Source organism: Tumebacillus sp. BK434 (assembly GCF_004340785.1).
In the GTDB taxonomy this organism is placed as follows: Bacteria; Bacillota; Bacilli; order Tumebacillales; family Tumebacillaceae; genus Tumebacillus_A.
This window is the reverse complement of sequence record NZ_SLXS01000003.1, coordinates 179,464-197,789: the sequence shown is the minus strand read 5'-3', so window position 1 is coordinate 197,789 and position 18,326 is coordinate 179,464. Positions and strand designations below refer to the sequence as shown.

The 18,326-nt window shown below is 52.4% G+C and carries 16 protein-coding genes; 12 read left to right on the top strand and 4 right to left on the bottom strand.

What is annotated here, in order from left to right; genetic code table 11:
• Nucleotides 1–302 precede the first annotated feature (302 nt).
• The 6 genes from EV586_RS09175 to EV586_RS09145 all read left to right on the top strand — a co-directional run bounded on the left by EV586_RS09175 (nt 303) and on the right by EV586_RS09145 (nt 9,744).
• Nucleotides 303–1,664: a coproporphyrinogen-III oxidase family protein gene (locus tag EV586_RS09175; RefSeq protein WP_132944798.1), complete on the top strand. Its 1,362-nt coding sequence runs from the start codon at nt 303–305 to the stop codon at nt 1,662–1,664.
• An 89-nt stretch (nt 1,665–1,753) separates the two neighbouring features.
• Entirely contained in the window at nt 1,754–3,016 is a 1,263-nt protein-coding gene (locus tag EV586_RS09170; RefSeq protein WP_132944797.1) for an MFS transporter, read from the top strand.
• Nucleotides 3,017–3,403: 387 nt separating this feature from the next.
• Nucleotides 3,404–3,592, top strand: a complete 189-nt coding sequence (locus EV586_RS09160) for a hypothetical protein (RefSeq protein ID WP_132944795.1) — start codon at nt 3,404–3,406, stop codon at nt 3,590–3,592.
• Between the two features lie 349 nt (nt 3,593–3,941).
• Complete coding sequence (locus EV586_RS09155) at nt 3,942–5,306, top strand: radical SAM/SPASM domain-containing protein (RefSeq protein WP_165898461.1); 1,365 nt, start codon at nt 3,942–3,944, stop codon at nt 5,304–5,306.
• A gap of 6 nt (nt 5,307–5,312) precedes the next feature.
• On the top strand, nt 5,313–8,384 hold the full coding sequence (locus EV586_RS09150; protein ID WP_132944793.1) for a lantibiotic dehydratase: 3,072 nt from the start codon (nt 5,313–5,315) through the stop codon (nt 8,382–8,384).
• Nucleotides 8,385–8,475: 91 nt separating this feature from the next.
• Nucleotides 8,476–9,744, top strand: coding sequence for an MFS transporter (locus EV586_RS09145; protein WP_132944792.1), 1,269 nt, complete (start codon nt 8,476–8,478; stop codon nt 9,742–9,744).
• Nucleotides 9,745–10,019: 275 nt separating this feature from the next.
• Here EV586_RS09145 and queC read toward each other — a convergent pair whose 3' ends face one another.
• From queC to queD, 3 genes are read right to left on the bottom strand one after another with little or no spacing between them, the layout of a single operon-like run.
• Complete coding sequence (gene queC, locus EV586_RS09140; RefSeq protein WP_132944791.1) at nt 10,020–10,718, bottom strand: 7-cyano-7-deazaguanine synthase QueC; 699 nt, start codon at nt 10,716–10,718, stop codon at nt 10,020–10,022.
• 4 nt (nt 10,719–10,722) lie between these two features.
• Nucleotides 10,723–11,379 carry a radical SAM protein gene (locus EV586_RS09135; protein ID WP_132944790.1) on the bottom strand — a complete coding sequence of 219 codons (657 nt, stop codon included), beginning with the start codon at nt 11,377–11,379 and terminating at the stop codon, nt 10,723–10,725.
• A complete protein-coding gene (queD, locus tag EV586_RS09130) occupies nt 11,366–11,785 on the bottom strand; it encodes a 6-carboxytetrahydropterin synthase QueD (RefSeq protein WP_207893880.1) in 420 nt (139 codons plus the stop codon). The genes EV586_RS09135 and queD overlap by 14 nt, the downstream gene beginning before the upstream one ends.
• Nucleotides 11,786–12,022: 237 nt before the next feature.
• Between queD and EV586_RS09125 the strand changes: the two genes are divergently transcribed.
• Nucleotides 12,023–12,892, top strand: a complete 870-nt coding sequence (locus tag EV586_RS09125) for a tyrosine-type recombinase/integrase (protein ID WP_132944789.1) — start codon at nt 12,023–12,025, stop codon at nt 12,890–12,892.
• Nucleotides 12,893–13,065: 173 nt separating this feature from the next.
• The gene (locus tag EV586_RS09120) at nt 13,066–13,368 is read left to right on the top strand and encodes a hypothetical protein (RefSeq protein WP_132944788.1); all 303 of its coding nucleotides are present in this window, start codon (nt 13,066–13,068) and stop codon (nt 13,366–13,368) included.
• A gap of 36 nt (nt 13,369–13,404) precedes the next feature.
• On the opposite strand, the gene EV586_RS09115 is transcribed toward EV586_RS09120, so the two are convergent.
• Nucleotides 13,405–14,166 carry a tRNA threonylcarbamoyladenosine dehydratase gene (locus EV586_RS09115; RefSeq protein ID WP_132944787.1) on the bottom strand — a complete coding sequence of 254 codons (762 nt, stop codon included), beginning with the start codon at nt 14,164–14,166 and terminating at the stop codon, nt 13,405–13,407.
• A 200-nt stretch (nt 14,167–14,366) separates the two neighbouring features.
• On the opposite strand from EV586_RS09115, the gene EV586_RS09110 reads away from it, so the two are divergent.
• The 4 genes from EV586_RS09110 (at nt 14,367) to EV586_RS09095 (ending at nt 18,313) form a co-directional block, all read left to right on the top strand.
• The gene (locus EV586_RS09110) at nt 14,367–14,846 is read left to right on the top strand and encodes a GAF domain-containing protein (protein ID WP_132944786.1); all 480 of its coding nucleotides are present in this window, start codon (nt 14,367–14,369) and stop codon (nt 14,844–14,846) included.
• 174 nt (nt 14,847–15,020) lie between these two features.
• Entirely contained in the window at nt 15,021–15,737 is a 717-nt protein-coding gene (locus tag EV586_RS09105; RefSeq protein WP_132944785.1) for a CDP-alcohol phosphatidyltransferase family protein, read from the top strand.
• 11 nt (nt 15,738–15,748) lie between these two features.
• A complete protein-coding gene (locus EV586_RS09100) occupies nt 15,749–17,578 on the top strand; it encodes an aminotransferase class V-fold PLP-dependent enzyme (protein ID WP_132944784.1) in 1,830 nt (609 codons plus the stop codon).
• A gap of 12 nt (nt 17,579–17,590) precedes the next feature.
• A complete protein-coding gene (locus EV586_RS09095; protein WP_132944783.1) occupies nt 17,591–18,313 on the top strand; it encodes a phosphocholine cytidylyltransferase family protein in 723 nt (240 codons plus the stop codon).
• The last annotated feature ends 13 nt before the right edge of the window (nt 18,314–18,326 follow it).

Sequence of the window (18,326 nt, the reverse complement as noted above, 5' to 3'; positions counted from 1 at the left end):
CGGCTGAGTAGTTCCTTCTGTGTTTCATCAAAGCGTCGAAAATGATTCCAGAAGGGGGTGCCGATGATGCAAAAATGGCTTCCGGTAGCGGAGTGGATTTCTGTCGTTGTGGTGGAAGCGTAATCCGGCTTCCTGCAAATCCCGTTTTGCTGCGTCGAACCGTAAGGACGGAGAGGGGGAGCAACCATGCGCGAGTGGATCATCGTAGCTGCTTAACATAGCAGGGCCCGGCAGTTCACATACCGGCTGACAGGGGGCGACCCCTGTCAGCCCCTGATCACGAAAAGGGGGTACTTACAAAGATGTCGCAGCATAACGCATTGCCCTACAAAAAGCTGCCTAACATGTGGAACTATCTCTACCCGTTCATTCAAGAAGGGCCGGAACCGGTGGAGACCGTTCGTCAATTTTTGAACTCGGCGCGCACGCCGCTGCCCGGAACGAAATCGCTCTATGTCCACATTCCGTTCTGTGACACGATTTGCACGTTCTGTCCGTTCATCCGCTCCACGAACTACCAAGACAAACTGCAGCCTTACGTGGATGCGCTGCTGAAAGAGTTGAAAGCCATCGCCAGCACGCCGTACGTCAAGCAGCTGAAGCTTGATGCAGTCTATGTCGGCGGCGGTACGCCTTCCGTCTTGTCCCCGAAGATGATCGAAGATCTCTGCACGACGATCCAGGAGAACTTTACGCTCAAGGACGACATCGAGTGGAGCTTCGAGGTCGAAGCGAAGAGCGCTACGGAAGACAAACTGAAAGCGATGGCGGCGAACGGTGTCAACCGGATCTCCTTCGGTGTGCAGACGTTTAACCCGTACTACCGCAAACTGTTCAACCTGACCGCATCGCTCGACGAGATCAAGCGCACCCGCGACCTCGCCGACAAGTACTTCAAAGCGTACAACATGGACCTGCTGTATCAACTGCCGGGCCAGACGATCGAGCAACTGCACGAGGACCTCGAAAACGTGCGTCAGCTGTCCACCACCACCGTTGACGTTTATCCGCTAGAGTACCTTGTGACCTCGAAAGGCTTCCTGAACATGATCAAAGACGGCAAAGTGCCGGAGCCGCCGAAAGCGGACGACAAAGTGCTCCAGCATCAATTCGTCAACTCCTACCTGCTCAACCACGGCTATGAGCAGACGCACATCTACACCTTTGCCAAAGGCGATGCGGCGTACAAAGACTTCAAATTCGGCGCGACGATCTACGGCCGCTACGAAGACGAATACATCGGCTGCGGCCAGGCGGCCGCTTCCTACCTGAGCGGCATGTCGCACATGAACAGCGTGAAGACCGACGAGTACATCCGCGCCGTTGAAAACGGCACCTTGCCGGTCATGCGCGCGAAAGAATACCAGGCGAAAGAAAAAGGCCTGATCTACTTCCCGAAACATATGAAAGTCAGCCTCGAGTACCTGCGTCAGCACGACCTGCCGTCCGAGTACTGGGAGAAGATCGAGAAGCACGAAAAAATGGGGCTGGTCGTGCGCGAAGACGGTTTGCTGAAGCTGACCGAGCTCGGCAAGATCTGGTACATGCACGTCATGATCGACCTGCTGCCGGAAGCGCAGAAGAAAACGTACGACGCCTATGTCGACGTGATGCAAAAGGACAAAGACTTCTACGAAAACACCGAGCTTGCGATCATCCAATAAGCGTTTACCAGCATGAAGATGCCCGATGCTTCATGCTGGTCTTTGCTTGTTGCTGATCCCGTCAGGCTTGGGGAAAAGGGGGGCTGGACATGTCCACTGCGACTGCGGAGAAATTGCCGTCTCCGTTTAAAAACCGCAATTTTACCATGCTTTATTTCGGACAGATGATTTCGCTGTTTGGCGACTGGTTTAAAACGATCGCGCTGATCTCCGTCATCTATGCGATCGTGCCCCATGCGGCTTCGATCGGCGGCCTGTTTATCGCCAGCGTCCTGCCGGTGCTGTTCGGCGGCATCGTCATGGGTCCGTTCGTCGACCGCTGGAACAAGAAGCACCTGATGATCTGGATTGACATCCTGCGCGTGTTCTCGACGCTTGGGATCATCGCCGGGGTGATGATCGAAAACATCTGGGTGATCTACGTCTGCATCGCGTTTGGCGCGTTTGCGTCGGCAGCGTTTCAGCCGGCGAGAACGTCGATGATCCCGGAGATTCTCAAAGAGCAGAACCTGATCGCGGCGACTTCGTCGTTCGCGCTGCTCAACTCGACCACGATGGTGCTGGCGAGCGCTTTGGGCGGGTTTTTGGCACAGTGGATCGGAGCGGTGAACATCCTGTATTTCGATGCGTTCTCCTATGTGGTGTCGGCGGTTTTCATTGCGCTGATCAAGTATCAGCCGCTCGCTAAGCCAGCGGTGGTGCGCCCGCCGTACCTGAAGCAGGTGAAAGAAGGCATCGATTTTGTGAAAAAATGCCCGCAGCTGGTCGGCGTTTTCTGGCTGCAGTTCTTCCGCGATTTTTGCCTCGGCTTCATCTACATCCTCTTCCCGCTGTATGTGCTCAATGAGTTGAAAGCGGGCGATGCCGGCGTCGGGATCGGCTATTCGGTGACGGCGGTGGCGTATGTAATCGGGGCCTTCCTGCTCAAACAGTACTTTAAGAAACGCAAGTTTGATGACAGCTCGTATTTCAAGATCTACTTCCCGTCGAACATGCTCTACGGGATCGGTCTTGGCTGTATGTTTATCATCCACAACTGGTATCTGTTCTTCGCGGTGATGCTGCTCGCGAACATTTTCCAGTCGAAGGTCAACGTGATCACCGAGACCTCGCTGATGACCTACTCCAAGCCGGAGCTGCGCGGCCGCGTCGTCGCGACCTGGCTGTCGATGTCGCGTTTGGCCTACGGGATCTCGCTCCCGCTGTTCTCGGCGATCGGCGGCTTCATTCCCAGCGCGATCGGCGGCTGGATGCTGGCCGCGATCTGCGTGGTGTCGGCCGCCGGGCTGATGCTGTGGCTGAAAGGGAAGTTGGAAAGCAACCGGTTGGCAGAAGAGACGCAGGCGGTGTAAGGGGAAGGTAAGAAATGGCGGCGGGAAACGGATTCGGGCGGGTGCCCGAGTCCGTTTTTATGTTGTTGTTGAAAATGTCATTGCTACTGGTAGAATCAAAACTAGTAAAAATTTCAATTAATTCGTTGTATGTGTGCATCTGATGTTGGAACGTTTGAAGAATGGCTATTTTGGCGGATTTCACCCGATTCGCTACACGCTGCTGTTTGGGACGATCATCACGACGATCGTGCGGGCGATGAGTTTACAGTTGGTCGGTAAACTTCGGTTTTGTGCTGGGGCCGAGGCTGGGCGCACTCGCCGGATGCAGCGGCGAAGAAGCGGCCGTCGACAAGTAGGAGAAAAAAATCTGCCTGTACAACTTGCCGATCTACTACGAAGGCGAAATTGAACTGCGTCCCACCGTCCTCTTCATCCACGGCCAAGCTGAAAGACGCCAAAGACTTCGCCCAATGCGTCTTCTGGGGCGGCTCAGGCGGCTCGTATGTTTTTGACATTCTGGCGGACGACGAGAAGATGCACGTGATCATCGAGCTTACGTTGGAGTTTGCGAAAGAGTGCGTTGGAGTGAAATAAAAGTTCTCGATAACACCCCGTCCTTGATAAGGAGGGGTATATTTGGGTATTAATAGCTTTCTATTATAAAAATGGAAATTTTTCATTGATTTATAAAAATAATCGGATATATACTTGCATCAGCAGATCGCAATAACTGCTTCAAACTAACGAGAAGGAGGGAGACGAATGGAGGCGCAATTCGTTGTATTTGAAGAAGTCGAAGAGATCAACGAGATCCCGGCTGATCGAAACAAAACCAACACGATCAATAACTGCGGGTGCGGTTGATTCTATGAATTTTTGGGGGCTTGGAAGTGTAACTTCCGGCCCCTCTCCTCTTTACAAGACTATTAGAAGGGGTGCACCTATGCTCAAAAACCAAGCAGTAAGCACGACAATTTTGGATCAGGTGAAGTGGTCGATGTATAACGTGGAAATCCAACCGAATGATTATACGAAAGGGAAGTTCCTACTCTACAATACCGCATCGGGCAAGATGATCACGTCACCGGCTTCTTTTACAGCCTTGCAAAATCACTACGAATCAGCCGTCCCGTTGCAGGATACTCACGCCAAATTATTTGATTTGGGATTTCTGGTTCCGAGTTATCTGAATGAGCTGGCCTATACCCGCCACGAGTATCAGGAGTTGTTCAATAAAGGAACCTCACAGCAACTGATCATCATGCCTACGGAGCAGTGCAACTTTCGCTGTGTTTACTGCTACGAGGAATTTTTGAAAGGGAAAATGTCTGAAGAGTTGCAAAGCAGTTTGGTTCAGTGGGTGCAACGAAATATCGAGAAGTGGGATTTTCTAACGGTAGGTTGGTTTGGGGGAGAGCCGTTGGTTGCGTATGATGTCGTGGAGAATGTATCCCAAAAACTGTATGACATTTGTACTGCAAACGGTGTAGCTTTTCTAGGTACCATGACGACAAACGGATATTTGCTGACGGTCGATCGCGCTCGCAGATTGTTTGAACTGGGAGTATCAAAGTATCAAATTACAGTGGACGGTACGGAAGAATATCATGACCAGACCAGGATTTTAATGGGAGGGCAAGGCACGTATCAACAAATCATGACGAACCTGATCTCCATCCGAGATTCTGATTTGGACGTACAAATCAAAATTCGTATGAATTTTACCAGTGAAAATGCCCCGAATATCAGAGTGTTTCTGGATGAATTGGTCACGACGTTTGGAACAGACGCACGCTTTACATTTGACTTGCATGCGGTTGGGAAATGGGGCGGTAAAAATGATGAAGTCCTGCCTGTTTGCACAGCAAAAGATGCAAACCTGATCGCATTGGAAGAAACATGGTACGGGCTCGAACAGGGACTTCACTCAGAGAAGTATTCGGATGCATTGCTAAATCACAACGTCTGTTACGCAGCGAAACCGAATTCTCTAGTCATCGGTTCTGACGGTATGATCTACAAGTGTACAGTCGCTTTTAATAATCCGGTCAATCAAGTCGGGCAACTGCATGCAGACGGTGTGTTGGAGCTTGATCAGATGAAGTTTAGTCAGTGGGTGTCGGTGGACGGACTTTCCGACAAAGTGTGTCAATCGTGCAAATTGCACCCGATCTGCCATGGCGCATACTGCCCACTGGTGCGGATTGAACAGGAAAGCGCTCGGCCCTGTCCTCCGCTGAAAAGCAAACTCGAAGATTATGTGAGCTTGCGATACCGTCAAGCCACTTTTCATAAAACGGAGGCGTAACGTCATATGAACGAGACTTCTTGGGGGAATGCCGGACGATACGGACTTGCTGATTTTTATTTGGTGCGGGCAAACGTTTTCCCAGTAGAAGTATGGGAGAATACGGTTAAGGCAGCGGACCTTTATCGTGCATTCGAAGAGAAACCGGTTCTCGAGGCGCTGGCCGCAGCAAGTCCTTCACTATATGACTCTCTATCCTGCCTATCACAAGAAATCAAGCCCCGAAAAAGAAGCCAGATTGAAAACAGCCTGCTTCGATATCTGATCAGGATGACGACACGCCCCACTCCCTATGGGCTGTTTGCCGGGGTCGCTGTTGGCGGATACAGGGAACAGGCTGCTTTCCAGTTCTCCCAGCTCGATTCTTATCAGAAGCATGCCAGGCCGGATATGGAATGGACATTGAGATTGATCAGGGAACTTGAATCGCGGCCGGAACTGATTCGTCAATTACGAGTGCAAACAAACCCGGCCGTCTATCTAGCGGGGAATAAGATCAGACTCCCCTATGTGAACAGGTACGGCAGAGCTGAGCAACATCACGCATTGATGAGAAGTTCTCTGCATCGTTCTCAAACTGTTGAATTTGCGCTACAAGAAGCTGGAGAGCCGATCGCGTTTGAAACATTAACGGAACGAATAGCTGCCCGTTTTACACAAGCCAATCTTAAGGAAGTCCGCAGATTTCTAGAGGATCTTCTTCAACGTGAATATTTGATCTCAGAATTGCGTTCTTCACTGTCGAACAAGCATCCGTTCACACGTTTGATGGACCTTTTGGTATCGCTCGAAGGGATTGACGAGATTACGGAAAAGCTTGCGGCAGTCTCCAGAGATCTTGCCAGCTATCATCACATTCCAATGGGAACAGGAACAGCAACATATTTGGAACTAAGCAAATCGATGAAAGACCTCGCAGATGTGAAGCATCCTTTGCAAGTGGATGTCATGTTAAACGGATGTGAGGTCGCTCTGCCGGGATCGATCAAAAAAGAACTGGAGGCCGCGGCCGAGATCATCTGGAGATTGTCCTGCCGACAGGTTGGCAATCCGCATCTCCAAGGGTTTCGAAATGATTTTTTGGAGCGATATGGTCGAGATCGTGAAGTGCCATTGCTAGAATTGCTGGACGATGAGGTGGGGTTAGGTTCTCCTGCACTCTACAAATTTCCTGCCGGCCATCGCGAATACGATCCCAAGCCAGCAACTCAATCCCGGATGCGGGAGACGTATGTAACGACTTTGGCGATGCAGGCTGTGGCAAAACGGCAGTTGGAAGTCGAACTCACTGACGATACATTAGCGAATCTTGAATCTGTACCGCCAAAGTTTGCACACTCACCGCTTTCCATGGAATTGTATGCTTCTGTTGAAGCGCAGTCTGTCGAAGCGTTGAACAGTGGAGATTATTTGATATGGCTGAATGAAAACAGCGGCTCTTTTGGTGCGGGGAAAAGTTTCGGGCGATTCAGTCTGACGGAACAATTGAATTTGCAAGAACAGTTTCTGCAAATTCATCAGGCCGAACAGTCACATCGGCCAGAAGCAATATTTGCCGAGGTAATCTTTCTCCCATGTACAGACCGCGATGCCAACTTAACCATTACACAGGCTTCAAGGGATTTCCAGATCCTGTTAGGTGTCTTTCATTCGGACCAGGATCAACGCGTGATTTCATTAGAAGATTTGCTGGTCGGTTGTACAGGTGAATTTTTCTACCTGAAATCAAGATCACTCAATCGGGAAGTAATTCCTGTTACCAACCACATGTTGAATCTGGTGGGTGTGCCAAATGTGTATCGATTTCTGTTGGAACTAGCAACCGAACGATCTAAACAGTGGGAACCCATGAATTGGGGGAATATGAAACAGGCGCCATTCCTGCCACGCCTCCGATACAAAAGGATCGTGATCGCCCCGGCCCAATGGAGGCTGTCAAAGTTCTCGAATCTTCAAACTTGGAGAGAGGAATGGAAGGTACCTCGTTATCTCTATCTTGTTGAGGAAGATCAGCGGATGATGCTTGATTTGGATAATGAGCTCCACTTCGCTCTTTTGCAGAACGCGTTCAACAAACTTACAGAACATCAGTATCTCACCTTGACCGAATGTTGTTATGATCCGCAAGGGTCTTGGTGTCAGGGGCCTGTTGGGCGTCATGCAACCGAATTTGTTTTTCCATTTCTAAAAAAAGCAGATGCTGCTGCCGTGACCGAAGCAAGGGAGTTGAGGTGGGGCACATATCTGCCGGACTGTGAGATCAAAGACAGAACCTTTTTCACAGGCAGTGAGTGGCTTTACGCAAAGCTCTATATTCCGCATCGTCAGCAGAATGAATTTCTGAGGAAACACCTAAAAGCATTTTGCGAACAAGCCCTCAGCAAAGCATTGTTCGAAGAGTTTTACTACATTCGTTTCGATGAACCCGAACCTCATCTTCGTCTCCGATTCCATGGTCAGTCTTCACTGCTGGTCCATCAACTCATCCCCCTCCTTGCTCAGTGGGCATCCACGCTGCAACAAAAGGGGATATTGCTTCGTCTGTCGTATGACACCTATGAACGCGAAATTGAACGTTTCGGGGGACTCGAGGCGGTTGAATCTGCTGAAAAAATCTTTGCAGCTGATAGCCGACTTGCTGTTTTTCTGCATGACTTCTCTTCAAAGAATAGTAAATCTGCTGATCTTGAGACTTTGGGAGTCTTCTCCGTTTTGGACATGATGACGTGCTTCTTTCCGGACAGGAATGATCAATTGAGTTGGTTAGAATCGATTGTTACCATGAAACCGTCTCGCGAAGGATATGCCAAAAAAAGAAGTCAACTGATACGGCTTGCAGAAGAGAAAGAAGATTGGATTCATGGGGAAATCGCGAGGATCATGGAGGAGCGCCGAAACAAGATTTTTGATTATCGGAAGGTCATTGTTCGGCTAGGAAATGAAACATTTCTTGAGCGCGTGGCGGAGACGTTTCTGCATTTGCATATCAATAGGCTCATTGGCGGTGGGGATAAAGAAGCGCAATTGTTGGCTCTTGCGCTTAGAGTTTTGCGAGAACTAACCTTACGCCAGGGATAAATGTTGAAAAACTGGATGTAGAATGAGTATAATGCGAGTATCTGGTTACGGTGTTAAAAATATGAAACACATGAAAATAACCTTTTGAACGGTGGTGATTGTTATTAAAAGTGCACTGCTTCATCGCAATTTCCGTTTTCTATTTCTTGGTCAGTCGGGAACCGCAATCGGAATGAACTTATTTGCATTTGCTTTGTATTGGTTTGTACAAGACAGCACCAATGATCCACAGTATTTGCTCTGGTTAGGGCTCATGATGTCGATTCCCCAACTGATCAGCGTTTTTGGCGGTGTGATCGCGGATCGTGGAGACCGTTTGAAAGTGATGATACGTTTTGAGTCGATCCGCTTTCTCTTAGTGTTGATCCTTGCGATTTATGTAGGGGTAAAGGGTGGTAATTTTTGGGTGATTGCGAGTCTCTATCTGTTGATGAACGTAATTGGGAATCTTTCCTCACCTGCTTCACAAGCGTTAGTGCCTGAGATCTTGCCCGAGTCTGATTGGGCTTCAGGGAATGGGCTCATTCAGGGCGTGAGACGGTTTGCCGGTGTCATCGCCGCATCCACTTGCGCCGTATTGCTTAGTTTTGTTCCGGTATCTGTAATTTTCGGATTCTACAGTTTTCTCATTTTGCTGTCTTTATTGACGCTGTTTGCCATCTTGAGAAATAGAGCTGCCGATGATTCCTCCGCTTCGACCGATCCGCATGATGGGTCAACGAATGAACAGTTGAGCTGGTGGAACAGCTTGGTACAAGGATTTCGATTCACTTGGGAATTAAAAATTCTGCGTTTGCTCATTCCCATCTTCATTTTAGAGAATGTGCTGTATATCCCGTATATGATTCTTGCGGCCGCTTGGTCTGATGTTGTTTTGCATGCAGGAGCCAGAGGATACAGCTTGCTCGAATTATCGATCGGTGCCGGTGCAGTAGCAGGTTACATACTGTCGAGTTGGGTGAGCAAAAAGATTTCGCTTGAACAAGGATTTGTGCTTTTCTCAGGACTTCAAATCGTCATTGTGCTCTACCCGGCGATAACAAATCTCTATGTCAACATGCTGCTTTTGTTTGTTATGGGACTTGGAAGTGCAGTAGCCGGCAATTTCTTTTTTACTATTTTGCAAAAAATCGTTCCGAGCAAACTGCACGGGCGTGTTATCGGCATGTTGACAACAGTAGTCGGTGGGATCCTTCCTCTTGGAACTGTCATTTCAGGGGGGTTTCTTCATCTCTTCGGCCTTCATGGTGCGTATTGGATTGCGTCGGTGGGACTGGCCGTTACCGCGATTGTCCAAATGATTGCGGTATACCAATATTCGAAAACAAACACCACGCACTCCTCGAGTCTTCAAGGATAGTAGAAAGCCCTGTTCCCCATAGGCTGAAGTCTGTCGCAGACCCCAACTGGCTTTAAAACTAGGTGTGCTTGTACTCGGTCTATATGGAGCATACGACCGTCAAGTCGAGCCGGGTAAGGACGCCTACGTCTCTTCAATTTGTGCGTCGTCAATGTGCTGACTTTGTGCCCAGGATGGGATGGCAGCGGATATTTTCGCTTAGCCGTAACTTCAAGGCGCTGGCTAGTAGGCATTAGGACGCACAGAACCCCCATCTCTCCAGATGGGGGTTCTTCCTATTTCGCTTCCCAATCGATCTCCACCGCATAAGGAATCGGGTCTTTCACGCCCGCTTCCTTAAACCCGCGAATCCGCAGCGTGCAGGATTCGCATTCGCCGCAGGACGGGTCGGTGCCGAAATAGCAGGAGTGGCTCAGGTGCAGCGGCGCACCCAGTTCGGTCCCGAGCTGCACGATACCCGCCTTGGACAGCATTTGCAGCGGGGTCTCGATCTGGATCGGATGCCCCGACACGCCAGCCGCGGTGCCTTTGTTGATCACGTCTTGGAACGCCGCGATAAAATCGGCGCGGCAGTCCGGGTAGCCGGAGTAGTCGAGCGCGTTGACGCCGATGTACATCGCCTCGGCACCGATCGCTTCCGAGTACGACAGGGCGATCGACAGGAAGATGATGTTTCGCGCCGGCACGTACGTCACCGGGATGTCCGTCTCCTCGCCCGTGCGGTGCTTCGGAATCTCTTTATCCGCATCGGTCAGCGCCGACCCGCGGATCAGGCCTTTCAAATCGGCGATAAAATGGCGATCTGACACACCGTAATACTCGGCAACTTTCTTCGCCGACTCCAGCTCAATCGCTGCCTTCTGCCCATAATGGAACGACAGCGGGTACAGCTCATACCCAGCGTCCTTTGCCGCCGCCATGCAGGTGGTGGAGTCGAGGCCGCCGGAGAGGATGATGACCGCTTTTTTACTCATCAGATTACACTCCTCGCTTGTCTGGGTCCCAGACGATCTTGTGCAGCTGCACTTGGAAGCGCGCATCGAGCTCGTCTTCCAGAATCCAGTTGACGAGATCCTCCAGCTCGATCTCGCGGAACACCGGGGAGAAGATCAACTGATAGCCGTCTTTCGGATGAATCCCCTGCTCGCGGATCAGCTGCGTGCACCACTCATAGTCTGCGCGGCTGCCAACGACAAATTTCACTTCGTCGCGCTCGGCTACGATGTGCTGCAGGTTCGGCAGGTGCATCTTCGCACTCATCCCGGAGGAAGGCACTTTCATGTCCACGATAAAGCGCTGCTTCGGATGCAGCTTGAATTTGGAGACGTCGATCGAACCGTCCGTCTCAATCGAGACTTCATACCCTTCTTCGGCCAGCTTGTCCAGCAGGTCTTGCATCTCCGCGCGGGGCTGGATCAGCGGTTCGCCGCCGGTCAGACAGACGCGTTTGCACTTCAAGGCGCGGATCTTGTCCATCACTTCGTCCGGAGTGATCGTGTCGCCTTCGTAGTAGGAATATTTCGTGTCGCAGTACGTGCAGCGCAGGTTGCAGCCGGTAAAGCGCACAAAGATCGTCGGCAGGCCGGCCGACGACGTTTCACCTTGAATGGAGAGGAACAGTTCATTCAGCCGCATCGTAATCCTCCCGGGTCAGTTCCGCATAGGCGGTCGGCGTTTCCCACAAACGGACGCGCAGCAGGCGGCAGGGGGTGTCGTCGGCGATTTTGCGCAAGTAGGTGTCGATGATCTCGAAAAAGTGGAAGACCATGTTTTCAGCCGTCGTGTTGAACGCCATCAGGTCGTTCAGGAAACGGTGATCGTACACGCCGATGATCTGCTCGTTGACGATCTTTTTGATGTCTCCAAAGTCGACGACGATGCCGCGGTGGTCGGTGCGGCCTTTGATGGTGACTTCCAATTTATAAGTGTGGCCGTGCAAGTTTGCGCACTTGCCGATATAGTCATCCAAACGATGAGCCGAGTCGAACGTAAAGATCTTAGTCACAGACACTTCCCGGTTGTGATAAGGTTGTTTCGTCATCGTGGTCTTCGTCTCCTCAGTCTAAAATAGGTGCCTAAAAATAGATTCAACAACCACTATAACAAAAAGCAGGCCGGTTCGTCACTGGAAAATCGGCAGTATCTGTAGTGTGTCTGAAACTTGCGGTTCTGACCCGCGGTTTTGATTCTTATACTTAACAGTACGGCAAGAGGATTGCATTCTCTGGCGAGTTTGGTTCACAATAACGAAGGTAAGATTGAAAGTGGAGGGGAACCGATGGCAGGTACTGCTGAACACGAAGCACAGATCCAGGCGTTCGGAAATTACCTGGAAGAGAAGAAAAAGTCGCCAGGAACGGTGCAAGGGGTATTGCTCGATCTGGGACAGTTTGCCGATTTCATGGCCAAACGCGAAAAAGCATTCGGGGAGCTGACCGAAGATGACGCCAATGATTTCGGCAGCGAACTGCGGGACGGCGGCAAGTCGGAGAAACTGATTCACCGCAAGTTCAAGGCGATCAAATCTTTTTACAAGTTCCTCGAAAACCAAGGACAGTCCGGCGATATGGATGAGACGATCTCGGAGAGCAAAGCGTACATCTTCTCTTTGCCGCGTCCGTTGACGATCGACGAGATGAAGCGCTTTATCATCGCCTGCGGCGACATCAAGCGCCGGGCGATCTTCACGACGATGTACGAGACCGGGCTGCGTCCGGACGAACTCGCCCGCTTGCAGCAGGACGACATCAACTGGGATGACCTGTTTTTGGTCGTCAAAAACAAGGCTGGGGAGCGCGACCGGCTGGTCTTTTTCTCCCGCAAGCTGAAGGATTTGTTGAAAAAATACATCCGCGCCAGCAAGAGCAAACTGCCGAACGTCTTTGTCGACGAAAAAGGCCCGATCCGGCAGGCGAAACTGCAGGTTTTGTTTGTCGAGACGGCCAAAGACGCCAAGATCGAAGGACATATCGCCTTGCAGTCGCTGCGCCGCTCTTTGGCTGCCCACATGATCGAACAGGGGATCGACATCGGGCATGTGGCGCAGATTCTCGGCCTGAAAAACACCAACTCGCTCGACGTGCTGGTGCCGGCAGGCGGCGTGCGGTCGAACGAATATCAGAAATTCATTAGCGCATTGGATCTGTAACTGATAGATGTCATCAAAATGTAACGCAAAAGTCCGTCGTTTGACGGGCTTATTTTTTTCCGGATTGCGAATATTTATAATGATTTAGTCACAATTTCCAATGTAACTTTTTTGGACGCGCCGCGTCTAATACTCATAGAGAGACAGATGCAAAGATAGAAGAGCAGAGAAAGGTGTTGATTCAAGTGTCGTTGGAAGTGTTTCAGTGGGTGACCTTCAGTGCTTACATCTTTTTTGCCCTTATGATTATGGTTCGTTTTGCCTTTTACAAAAAAAGCGATGATTCCCGCGTCTCCGTTTACTTTTGGGGCGGTGTCCTGTTCCTTTCGCTGGTCGTGTCCGACCTGACGTCACACTTGTTTTACCAGACGGAGCTGAACGTCTGGCAGAATCTGATCTTCTCTGCGTTGACCGTGTGGACCATGTACACGGCGGCGAAGAAGCGCAGTGTGGTTGGAGAAATGGCGGCAGAATGATAAAAGGGAGTGGCGATGAGCCACTCCCTTTCTGTTTTACATCTTGTATTTGATGCCGACCAGGTCGCGCACGACGACCGAGGCCAGAATCAGGCCGGCCACCGACGGGACGAAGGAGATCGACGCGGGCGGGTTCTTCGCTTTGCGCGGCGCTTCGCCTTCTTTGACGTGTTCGGGGACGATCGCTTCGGTGACATCGACGCGCGGCTTGGCCGGCTGTTCGAGCGAGCAGACGACTTTGACGCCTTTGTAGATGCCGTGGTCTTTCAGCTTGCGGCGGATGATCTTGGCGATCGGGTCGACTTTGGTCTTGGAGATGTCCATCACGCGGAACATCGTCGGGTCGACTTTGTTCGCGGCGCCCATCGAGGCAACGATCGGAATGCCGCGCTTGTGGCACTCGACGATCAGCAGGATTTTTGCCGAGATCGTGTCGATCGCATCAACGACGAAGTCGGGGTTGTATTTGAAGATCTCATCTTTGCTTTCTTCTAAATAGAACATGCGAAGCGGAATCACTTCGATGTCGGGCGAGATCTCATGCACGCGCTGCATCATCACGTCGACTTTTTCCTGGCCGACCGTCGAGGTCAGCGCCGGAATCTGGCGGTTGATGTTGGTGATGTCCACATCGTCTTTGTCGACGAGCACGAGGCGTCCGACGCCGGCGCGGGCCAGCGCTTCCACAGTGAACGATCCGACGCCGCCCATGCCGAGCACGACGACGGTGCTGCCTTGCAGCTTTTCAACGCCCTCAGGGCCGATGACTAGTTCAGTTCGAGAATGCCGAGTAAGCATATCACAGAAACTCCTTTAGGTTGTTTTATCCAATAGAATCCCCCGAAATAATAACATAATTCCATCGGAAATGGTACAATTGCCGATTCTGGGAAGTGCCTTGAATCAAATGGGAAATCGAGAAACGAATTTAAGAGCCTCCCGTTCGCGGGGTCTATGTCGTATACTGTAGGCAAACGATGAGGAAATGAGGGAAAGTCTTGTTCTCTGCCAGCAGCTATACCGGTACTCGTGAAGAAAATTATGAAGTCGTGATTCGCCAAGCAGAAGCTCTATTCGATGGTGAAAACGACCTGATCGCCAATCTCGCCAATGCATCCGCCCTGCTGAATCAATTTTTAGAAACGATCAACTGGGTGGGGTTCTACTTGATGAAAGATGGGGAATTGGTGCTCGGGCCGTTCCAAGGTCTTCCCGCCTGCGTGCGTATTCCGATCGGCAAAGGAGTATGCGGGACGGCTGCTGAACGCCGCGAAACGGTACTCGTGGCATACGTGCACGAGTTCCCGGGTCATATCGCCTGCGATGCGGCGTCCCAATCGGAGATTGTGGTGCCGATTCTCGTCAACGGCGAACTGCTTGGCGTGCTCGACATCGACAGCCCGATTCAGAACCGCTTCGACGAACTGGATCAAAAGTATCTGGAACAGTTCGTAGAGGCACTTGTACGCCACCTGTAAGCGAGTCATCATGCCTTTGAAAACAGGAGTTCCGCTGGGCGGGAGCTCCTGTTTTGTTTTTTTATGACTGCTTATTGTGCTGGGGTCTGGTTTGGGTGTATTCTTGTAGACGGGTATCTATGATCTAGTATCTTTCGACATAGATTTTGTAAAGAGTTGATGGAGGAATAAGAGATGAATCTTACGGAACGTTACCGGCAGATCGAGTCGGTCACGAAGTATAGCAACTACTATCTCGGCCGCTGCTATACGTGGCTGTCGACGCCGATTACGGAACTCGCGGCGCGCATGGGGCTGCACCCGAATGCGATGACGTTGATTTCGCTGGTACTGGGGCTTGCGGCATGCAGTCTGTTTCTTGTCGGGGACCGCACGTCTCTGATCATCGGCGCTGTGATTTTGTATGTGTCGTACGTGCTGGACTGGTGTGACGGCCAGCTCGCGCGCTTCACGGGCAAGATGAGCCCGTTTGGCGGCTGGCTGGACCAGATGTGCGACCGGATCAAGGAGTTTCTGTACGTGTCGACGCTCGCTGTCGGCGCGTATCGGCTGACCGAAGATGTGACCGTGTTTTACTGGGCGATGGGCGCGTTGTTCGTGCTCTTCCTGCTCGAATATTACGGCCAGATGAACCGCGCGATCCCGGCTTCGAAAGCGGCGCAGGAAGCGGCTGCTGCCGAAGCTCCGGCCAAGCCGCAGCTGGGCCGTCCGACAGCAGGGCGCAAGAAGTTCGTCATCGACTTCTCGATCGACGAGCAGTATGCTGTTGTCTGCCTGTTCGCCGTGCTCGCCGGAGCGAAAGGAACGCTGATCGGCGTCACGCTGCTCGGCTTGCTGTTCGCAGTCTACAAACCGCTGAAAGCTTGGCTTCGCTATTTTAGAACGAATTGAGGGATTCTGGCATGAAAGCTGTCATCTTAGCTGCAGGAGCCGGGGAACGTCTGGCTCCGATTACTCAAACGTTGCCGAAAGCGCTGTTGCCCATCGGTTCGGAAACCATCCTCTCCCGGCAGATCCGCCAACTGGCGGAGCACGGTGTGGAGGATGTTTATGTTGTCATCGGCTATGAAGGGGAAGCGATCCGCGAACATCTGGCGGCGTCCAACCCGCCCTGCGCCGTCCACCTGATCGAGAACCCGGCGTTCAAGGCCACTTCGACCGCGTACTCCGCCCTGCTCGCTGCGGAATTCGTCAGCGGCGAATCGTTCTACCTGCTCGACGGCGATGTGGTGGCAGACGGCTATGTGTTTGAAAAAATGGCGGCGCTCGACGGCAACGTCCTGCTCTATCAGGAGAAGTCGATCTCTTCGCCGGAGGAGATGAAAGTCTCCCGCCAAGGCGATGCGGTCTTCCTGAGTAAGACGATCGATGACGAGCACGCGCTCGGCGAATTTGCCGGCCTCGCGCGCGTGTCTGCAGATGCCAGCGCAGCGTTTTTTGCTGCCTTGACCAAGGTGTCGCAGGATGTGTACTACGAAGTGGCGCTGAACGAGATCGCTGCGGAGTTCCCGTTTGCGCTGGAAACGCTGGTCGAAGGCTCGTGGATCGAGATCGATTTTGTCACCGACTATCTGCAGGCGGTGCGCCTGTTCACGGAGAAGCGTGATGCGGTCACCCCGCTGATCTCCGAGCAGGTGCTGCTCTGCCCAGGTCCGGTCATGGTCTCGAAAAAAGTAAAATCGGCGCTCTTGCACGCAGACATCGGCCACCGCGAGACGGAGTTTATCGAGATCCTCACCCGTTGCCGCGCCAAGCTGAACCAAGCGTACGGCGTGACCGGCAAAGACTACACCAACGTGATCATCACCGGCTCCGGCACCTCGGCGAACGAAGCGCTGCTCTCTTCCTACGGTCCGGGCAAGAAGCTGCTCATCCTCTCCAACGGCGAGTTCGGCAACCGCCTGATCGACCTGGCACGCTGCCATGAGCTCGATTACACGTCGCTGGAGTTTGGCTGGGCGAACAAGATCGACCTCGCAAAAGTCGAGGAGCTGGTCGCAACCGGCGCTTATGACGCGCTGATGGTCGTGCACCACGAGACTTCCTGCGGGATGCTCAACCCGATCAACGAGATCGGCGCGCTGATGAAGAAGCACAATGTCGACTTCCTCGTCGACGCGGTCTCCTCGATCGGCGCAGAAGCTCTGTCTGTAGAAGCGGCGAACATCACGTTCTGCACCGCATCGGCGAACAAAGCGCTGGCCTCGCTGCCGGGTCTGGCGTTCGTCTGCGGTAAAAAGTCGGCCTTCCAGGCGCTGAAAGGGCAGAAGGCGCGCACGCGCTACCTCGACCTGTACAAGCATTACGAGTTCGAAGCGCTCTCCTACCAGACGCCGAACACGCCGGCCGTCTCCTTGTTTTATGCGCTAGAAGTGGCGCTCGATGAACTGCTGCAGGATACGGTGGCGGCGCGGATGAAACACTACGGCTATCTGGCCAGCCTCGTGCGCAACCGCCTGAAGAAGCTAAGCCTGTCCTTCGTGATCGACGAAGCGGAGATGTCCCGCGTTTTGACCACCGTCTACTACCCGGAAGACATCGACGTGGAAGCGTTCCACGATTGGGTGAAGCAACACAACTATGTCATCTACCGCGGCAAAGGCCCGTTCCTTGGCAAGGCGTTCCAGATCGCCAACATCGGCCATGTCCGCGAAGAGCATGTGCTGTCGTTCCTCGACATGATGGAGCGCGGCTTTAAAATGACGGCAACCACAGCCTCTGTAACTCAATAAGGAGTGTAGAAGATGAGATTGGTAATTCTTGTAGCAGGTGTCGGGTCGCGTTTGCGCCCGCTGACCGATGATCGCCCGAAATGCCTCGTCGAAGTCGGCGGGCAGACGATCCTCGACCGTTTCTTGAAGCAAGCGGTGGCAACAAACGCCTTCCAGGAGGTCGTGCTGATCACCGGCTATCGTCATCCGCAGATCGAAGCTGCAGTCAACGAATGGCAGCAGACGAACGAGCTGCCGGTGCGCCTCGTGCAAAATGAGCGTTACGATGTGACGAACAACGGCTACACGCTCCTCTGCGCGAAAGACTTCCTGCTGGACGGCTTTGTGCTGACCGATGGCGACCTGCTGCTGGAAGACGGCATCTTGAGCCGCGTGGCCGGTGCGGCCGACTCGCATCTCGCGGTCGACATGCAGATGAAGCTGGATGAAGAAGCGATGAAATTCGTGCTCGATGCGAGCGGCTATGTCACCGAGTTGTCCAAGGAGATCTCCGTCGAGCGGGGCTTGGGCGAATCGATCGGCCTGTGCAAGATCAACGCGGCGGACGCGCAAGGCGTCGTCGACCATCTCGCGAAGCTGGTTGAACAGGGCGAGGAGAACGAATACTATGAACGTGCTTTCCAAGAGCTGATCCGCGAAGGCTGGAAGCTGAAAGTCGTCGACGTCGGCGACTTGCGCTGGGTGGAAGTGGACGATAACAACGATCTGGCGCGCGCGGAGCAGATTTTCGGATAAATCTCTCGCCACA